This window comes from Streptomyces sp. NPDC004435 (assembly GCF_042873895.1).
GTDB lineage: Bacteria > Actinomycetota > Actinomycetes > Streptomycetales > Streptomycetaceae > Streptomyces.
Genome location: NZ_JBIAMB010000005.1, coordinates 454,739 through 461,284, shown reverse-complemented (window position 1 = coordinate 461,284; position 6,546 = coordinate 454,739). Strand labels below are relative to the sequence as shown.

The following is a 6,546-nucleotide window of genomic DNA, read 5'->3' as shown; positions in this document are numbered from 1 at the left end:
GGAGACGACGGCGGTGATCGGGGCGGCGGTGGCGAAGGTCTGCATGATGACTGCTCCTGCGAGGTCGTTGTCGTTTCTTGCTCCGTCGGTGTTTCCGACAAGAGAAAAGCTACGTTGCTTTCCAAGGTGTGGCAACTAGTTCGTTGCGCCGCGAGTGCATTAGTGCAGGTGAAAGGCTGTAAATCGTTGCAATGGAAGCTGTTTTGATGCAACGGAGGCAGGTCCTGACGTTGCAATGACGAAATGATGAACGCTATGCTGGCGGTGAATCGGGTCCGTACGAAAGGGAGATCGCGATGCCGGGAGGCAGACTCACCCAGCAGGAACGTCAGCAGATCGCGCTGGGACTGGGCGACGGGCTCGCCTACGCGGAGATCGCCAGGCGTCTCGACCGCCCCACCTCCACCGTCACGCGCGAGGTCATGCGCAACGGCGGGCCCACCGCCTACCGCCCCGACCTCGCCCACCGCGCCACCGAGGGCCGGGCGCGCCGCCGCCGGCCCGGCGGCGGCGACGCCCAGCCGGCCGCGCGCGGCGACGGGCGCGACGCGGCCGCCGTGCGCGACTACGAGGAGGCGTTCGCCACCGTCTTCATGCAGGGCGGTCTGCCCCGCATGACGGCCAGGGTCCTCGCCGCCCTCTACGCCACCGACGCGGGCAGTCTCTCCGCGGGCGAACTCGGCGAGCGGCTTCAGGTCAGCGCCGGCTCCATCTCCAAGGCCGTCGCCTTCCTGGAGAGCCAGAGCCTCATCCGGCGCGAGCGCGACGACCGCCGCCGCGAGCGCTACATCGTCGACGACGAGCTCTGGTACCAGTCGATGGTCGCCTCCGCCAAGGCCAACGAGCAGATGGTCGAGATCGCCCGGCAGGGCGTCGCCGTCCTCGGTGCCGGCACCCCGGCCGCCGCCCGGCTGGAGAACGTCGCCCGCTTCATGGACTTCGTCGGCGAGGAGATCGTGCGCGCCGCCGAACAGGCCCGGGAGATCCTGCTGTCGAAGCCGGTCGGGGTCGCAGTGGAGGGGTCGGAGGGGGCGGACGCGGCGGAACGCCCGGACAGGCCGGAGGAGTCGGGGAGCGCCGGGGGGCGCGGCTGACGGCTCCGGCGATCGGCGACCCGCTGCGTGATCCGCTCCGCGATCCGCTCCGCGATCCGCTCCTCATCTGACCTTCCGTCAGAATGGAACGTGTTCTAATCTGCGCGCCATGGGCATCGCCATCACGCACGAACAGCGGGACCTCGCCCGGTCCGTCCGCGCCTGGCTCACCCGCGCCGCACCCCCCGAGGAACTCCGCCGGTGGCTCGACGCGCCCGAGGCGCCGGCCGGCCGGCCCGGATACTGGGACGCCGCCGCCGCGCAGGGCCTCCTCGGGATCCACGTACCCGAGGAGTACGGAGGCGGGGGCGGCGGCCTCGACGACCTCGCCGTCGTCGTGGAGGAGGCCGCCCGCGCCCTCCTCCCCGGGCCGTACCTGCCCTCCGTCCTCGCCGCCGAACTCCTCCACCGCGCCGAACTCCTCCACCGCGCGGGCCCACCCCAGGCCCCCCACCCCTCCGACCACTCAAGCTCCTCAGGCTCCTCCGGCCTCTCAAGCCCCTCCGACCACTCAAGCTCCTCAAGGTCCTCGGACCTCTCAAGCTCCTCCGGCCCCTCCCCCCTTTCCCGCCTCCTCGCCGACCTCGCCGAAGGCCGCAGGACCGGCGCCGTCGCCATCGGCGGCACCGGAACCCTCACCGCCGTCCGCACCGGCACCGGACACGTCCTCGACGGCACCGCGCCTCCCGTCCTCGGCGCGGGCCAGGCCGACCTGCTCCTCCTCCAGGCCGCCACCGCCGACGGCACCGTCTGGCTCGCGGTCGACGCGCCCCGTAGGGCCGGAGAGCCGCCCGCAGGGGAACCCGCCACCGGACTCACCGTCCGGCCGCACGCCTCCGCCGACCCGACCCGGCCCACCGCCGAGGTCACCGCCGCCGCCCACCACGTGCCCGCCGACCGGGTCCTCGCCCTCGACAGCGGCCTCGTCCACGACCTCGCCGCCGTCCTCCTCGCCGCCGACGCCTGCGGCACCGCCGCCCGCGCCGTCGAGACCGCCGCCGAACACGCCCGCACCCGCGAACAGTTCGGCCGCCCCATCGGCCAGTTCCAGGGCGTCAAGCACCTCTGCGCCGACATGCTCGTCCGGCTCGAACAGGCCCGCGCCCTCACCTGGGACGCCGCCCGCGCCGTCCACGACCCCGCCCGGCCCCTCGTCGCCGCGCTCGCCGCCGCCACCGCCCTCGACGCCGCCCACAGCTGCGCCAAGGACTGCATCCAGATCCTCGGCGGCATCGGCTTCACCTGGGAGCACGACGCCCACCTCCTGCTGCGCCGCGCCCTCGTCGCCCGCCAACTCCTCGGCACCGGCGACCGCTTCCGGCTCGACGCCCTCCGGCACGCCGCCACCGGGCTGCGCCGCGGCCTCCGCCTCGACCTGCCGCCCGCCGCCGAGCCGTACCGCACCGCCGCCCGCGAGGCCCTCGCCCCGGCCGCCGGACTCGACCCCGCCGCCGCCCGCCGCGCCCTCGCCCCCACCGGCTACGCCGCCCCGCACCTCCCGGAGCCGTACGGCCTCGGCGCGGGCCCGCTCCAGCAGCTCGCCGTCCAGCGCGAACTCGACGAGGCCGGCATCACCGTCGCCGGACTCGGCATCGCCGCCTGGGTCGTCCCCTCCCTCCTCGCCCACGGCAGCCCCGAGCAGCAGGAACGCCACCTCGGGCCCACCCTCCGCGGCGAACAGCGCTGGTGCCAGCTCTTCTCCGAGCCCGGCGCCGGATCCGACCTCGCCTCCCTGCGCACCCGGGCCGAACGCACCGAGGACGGCCGCTGGCGGATCACCGGCCAGAAGGTGTGGACGAGCGCCGCCCAGTGGGCCGACCACGGCATCCTCCTCGCCCGCACCGACCCCGGCGCCCCCAAGCACAAAGGGCTCACCTACTTCCTCGTCGACATGAGGAACACCCCCGGCATCGACATCCGCCCGCTCAAGGAGATCACCGGGGACTCCCTCTTCAACGAGGTCTGGTTCGACGGCGCCCTCCTCCCCGCCGACGCCGTCGTCGGCGAGGTGGACGACGGCTGGCGGGTCGCCCGCAACACCCTCGGCAACGAACGCGTCCACATGGCCGACCAGGTCGTCTTCGACACCGGCCTCGAAGCGCTCATCAAGGCGTCCGCCGAGGCCGACGGCACCGTCCGCGCCCGCACCGGCGCCCTCCTCGCCGAGGCCCACGCCCTCGCCTGCATCGGCCTGCGCACCACCCTCCTCCAGGTCTCCGGACTCGACCCCGGCGCCGGAGCCAGCGTCCGCAAGCTCGTCCAGACCCTCCACCAGCAGAAGACCGCCGAACTCGCCCTCGAACTCCTCGGCCCCGACGGCGCCGTGTGCGAGGGCCCCGGCACGGCGGCCGTCCACGGGTTCCTCATGTCCCGCTGCCTCACCATCGCCGGGGGCACCACACAGGTCCAGCTCAACGTCGTCGCCGAGCGGCTGCTCGGCCTCCCCAGGGACTGAGAGGCACGCCATGAAGTCGTACATCGCCGGCGTCGGCATGACGAAGTTCGAGAAGCCCGAGACCCGTGACTGGCAGTACTGGGACATGGCCCGCGAAGCCGGCACCGCCGCCCTCGCCGACGCCGGCATCCCGTACGGGAAGGTCGAGCAGGCCGTCGTCGGCTACTGCTTCCAGGCATCCACCGCGGGCCAGCGGGCCGTCTACGAACTCGGCCTCACCGGCCTCCCCGTCTACAACCTCAACAACAACTGCGCCACCGGCTCCACCGCCCTCATGACCGCCCGCCAGTTCGTCGAGGGCGGCATCGCCGACTGCGTCCTCGCCCTCGGCTTCGAGAAGATGAGCAAGGGCTCCCTCGGCGGCGGCGCGGGCGGCGCGGGGGACTTCACGACCTCACCGGTGGCCCGCCACTACGGGATCATGGCCGCCGGCCACGGCTTCGAGGCGTCCCCGCCCACCGCCCAGATCTTCGGCAACGCCGCCCGCGAGCACATGGAGCGCTACGGCACCACCGAGGCGCAGCTCGCCGCCGTCGCCGCCAAGAACCACCTGCACTCCTCCCGCAACCCCGACGCCCAGTTCCAGGACGTCCACACCGTCGACGAGATCCTCGCCTCCAGGACCGTCCACCGCCCCCTCACCAAACTCCAGTGCTCGCCCACCTCCGACGGCGCCGCCGCCGTCCTCGTCGTCTCCGCGCGCTTCGCCGCCGAACACGGCCTGGAGGGGCGGGCCGTGGAGATCGCCGGCCAGGCGATGACCACCGACACCGGGGAGTCCTTCGCCTCCGGCTCCTGCGTCGACGCCGTCGGCCGCCCCATGTCGCGGGAGGCCGCGCGGCAGGCGTACGCGGCCTCCGGACTCGGCATCGAGGACGTCGACGTGATCGAACTCCACGACTGCTTCTCCATCAACGAACTCCTCACCTACGAGGCCCTCGGCATGTGCGAGGAGGGCGCCTCCGGCAAGCTCGTGGAGTCGGGCGCCACCACCTACGGCGGCCGGTGGGTGGTGAACCCCTCCGGCGGCCTCATCTCCAAGGGCCACCCCCTCGGCGCCACCGGCCTCGCCCAGGCCACCGAACTCGTCCGGCAGCTCCGCGGCGAGGCCGCCGCCCGCCAGGTCCCCGGCGCCCGCGTCGGACTCGCCCACAACATCGGCCTCGGCGGCGCGGCCGTCGTCACCCTCCTGCGGAAGCCGTAGACCCTCCTCCTTGCGGGGGCCTGCGCCCTCCATGGGGTGGCCCGGAGCCCTCCTCGCGGGGGCCTGAGCCCTCCCTGTGGTGGCCCTGAGCCCCCCCCGAGCGCCCCAGGCTCTCCCCGCGAGGCCCCGGGTCCTCCCGGCGAGGCCCTAGGACCCCCGTCCGCGGAGCCCTAGGTCCTTCTTCCCTCCGCGACCGGTCCTTTTCCCGCATGTACGGGGCGAATCCGGTCTGCGACCATGACATCCATGCCGCAGACCGACTCCGCCACCGGATCCACCCCCGCCCTCTCCCCCCTCCGCGCCCCCCGCCCCTGGCTCGTCGTCCTCGTCGCCTGCGCCGGGCAGTTCCTCGTCGTCCTCGACGTGTCGGTCATGAACGTCGCCCTGCCCTCCCTCAAGGCCGACCTCGGCCTCGGCACCGTCGGCCTCCAGTGGGTGCTCAACGCCTACTCGATCGCCTTCGCCGGCTTCATGCTCCTCGGCGGCAGGGCGGCGGACCTGTACGGGCGCAAGACGATGTTCCTGGCGGGCCTCGGGCTCTTCACCGCCGCCTCGGTCGTCGGCGGCCTCGCCCCCGAGGGCTCCTACCTCATCGCCGCCCGGGCCGCCCAGGGCCTCGGTGCCGCCGCGCTCTCCCCGGCCACCCTCACCCTCGTCACCTCCGCCGTCCCGGCCGGCGCCGCCCGCACCCGGGCCATCGCCACCTGGACCGCGGTCGGCGCGGCGGGCGGTGCCGCGGGCGGCTTCGTCGGCGGCCTCCTCGTCGACCTGCTCGACTGGCGCTGGGTCCTCCTCGTCAACGTCCCCATCGGCGCCCTCGTCCTCGCCGCCGCCGCGCTGTGGCTCCGCGAGGGCCGCGCCACCGCCGGCCGCCGCCTCGACCTGCCCGGCGCCGTCCTCGTCACCGCCGGCCTCGCCACCCTCGCGTACGGCATCGTGCAGACCGAACGGACCGGCTGGACCTCCGGCGCCACCCTCCTCCCGCTCCTCGGCGGCCTGGCCCTCCTCGCGGTCTTCGTCGCCGTCGAACGCCGCACGCGCGAACCCCTCGTCCCGCTGGGCATCTTCCGCAACCGGGCGGTGTCCGCCGCCAACGCCGGGATCATGCTCTGCGGCTCCGCCTCCTTCGCCATGTGGTTCTTCATGACGGTGTACGCGCAGAACGTCCTCGGCTACACCCCGCTCCAGGCCGGCCTCGCCCTCGTCCCCAGCTCCCTCGCCGTCCTCATCGGCTCCAAGGCCGCACCCCGCCTCATGGCCGCCACCGGCGCCAAGGCCCTCGCCGTCACCGGCATCCTGATCGCCGCCGCCGGCTTCGCCTGGCAGTCCACGCTGACCGCCGACGGCACCTTCCTCACCACCATCCTCGGCCCCGGCATCCTCATGATGGGCGGCATCGGCCTCGCCACCACCCCCCTGGCGACCCTCGCCACCTCCGGCGCCGCCCCGGGCGACGCCGGACTCGTCTCCGGCCTCGTCAACACCTCCCGCACGATGGGCGGCGCGCTGGGCCTCGCCGTCCTCACGACCGTGGCGGCCTCCGTCTCCGGCCCGCACTCCGTCACCGGTCCCCTGGACGGCTCCCAGCTGGTCCCCGGCTACGCGATGGCGTTCCGCGTCTCGGCCGGGATCCTCCTCGCCGCGGCCGTCCTGATGACGGTCTGGCTGCCCCGCGCCGTACACCGGACGGTGCAGAAGGGCTAGCCGCCGCCACCGTCCGCTGTACGCCGGAGTGACCGCGCCGGGAGGACGCGGCCGCCCCTTCCCCCTTCGTAGCGTCAGGAGCACCGGCA

5 protein-coding genes are annotated in these 6,546 nt (G+C 74.0%); all 5 read left to right on the top strand.

The genetic code is table 11. The features are described 5' to 3' along the window. The coding region (locus tag ACFYT9_RS12215) for a hypothetical protein (RefSeq protein WP_389162700.1) at positions 1-207 on the top strand (207 nt) is incomplete at its 5' end. Between the two features lie 89 nt (positions 208-296). Next, entirely contained in the window at positions 297-1,094 is a 798-nt protein-coding gene (locus tag ACFYT9_RS12210) for a helix-turn-helix domain-containing protein (RefSeq protein ID WP_389162697.1), read from the top strand. A gap of 109 nt (positions 1,095-1,203) precedes the next feature. Continuing rightward, positions 1,204-3,549, top strand: a complete 2,346-nt coding sequence (locus tag ACFYT9_RS12205) for an acyl-CoA dehydrogenase (protein ID WP_389162695.1) — start codon at positions 1,204-1,206, stop codon at positions 3,547-3,549. A gap of 10 nt (positions 3,550-3,559) precedes the next feature. Next, positions 3,560-4,753: a lipid-transfer protein gene (locus ACFYT9_RS12200; protein ID WP_389162693.1), complete on the top strand. Its 1,194-nt coding sequence runs from the start codon at positions 3,560-3,562 to the stop codon at positions 4,751-4,753. 237 nt (positions 4,754-4,990) lie between these two features. Further along, on the top strand, positions 4,991-6,457 hold the full coding sequence (locus ACFYT9_RS12195; protein ID WP_389162690.1) for an MFS transporter: 1,467 nt from the start codon (positions 4,991-4,993) through the stop codon (positions 6,455-6,457). Positions 6,458-6,546 lie beyond the last annotated feature (89 nt).

Bases quoted from the DNA above. Each gene is read 5' to 3' on its own strand.
- ACFYT9_RS12205 (WP_389162695.1), top strand. From the start codon at position 1,204: ATGGGCATCGCCATCACGCACGAACAGCGGGACCTCGCCCGGTCCGTC.
- ACFYT9_RS12200 (WP_389162693.1), top strand. From the start codon at position 3,560: ATGAAGTCGTACATCGCCGGCGTCGGCATGACGAAGTTCGAGAAGCCC.
- ACFYT9_RS12210 (WP_389162697.1), top strand. From the start codon at position 297: ATGCCGGGAGGCAGACTCACCCAGCAGGAACGTCAGCAGATCGCGCTG.
- ACFYT9_RS12195 (WP_389162690.1), top strand. From the start codon at position 4,991: ATGACATCCATGCCGCAGACCGACTCCGCCACCGGATCCACCCCCGCC.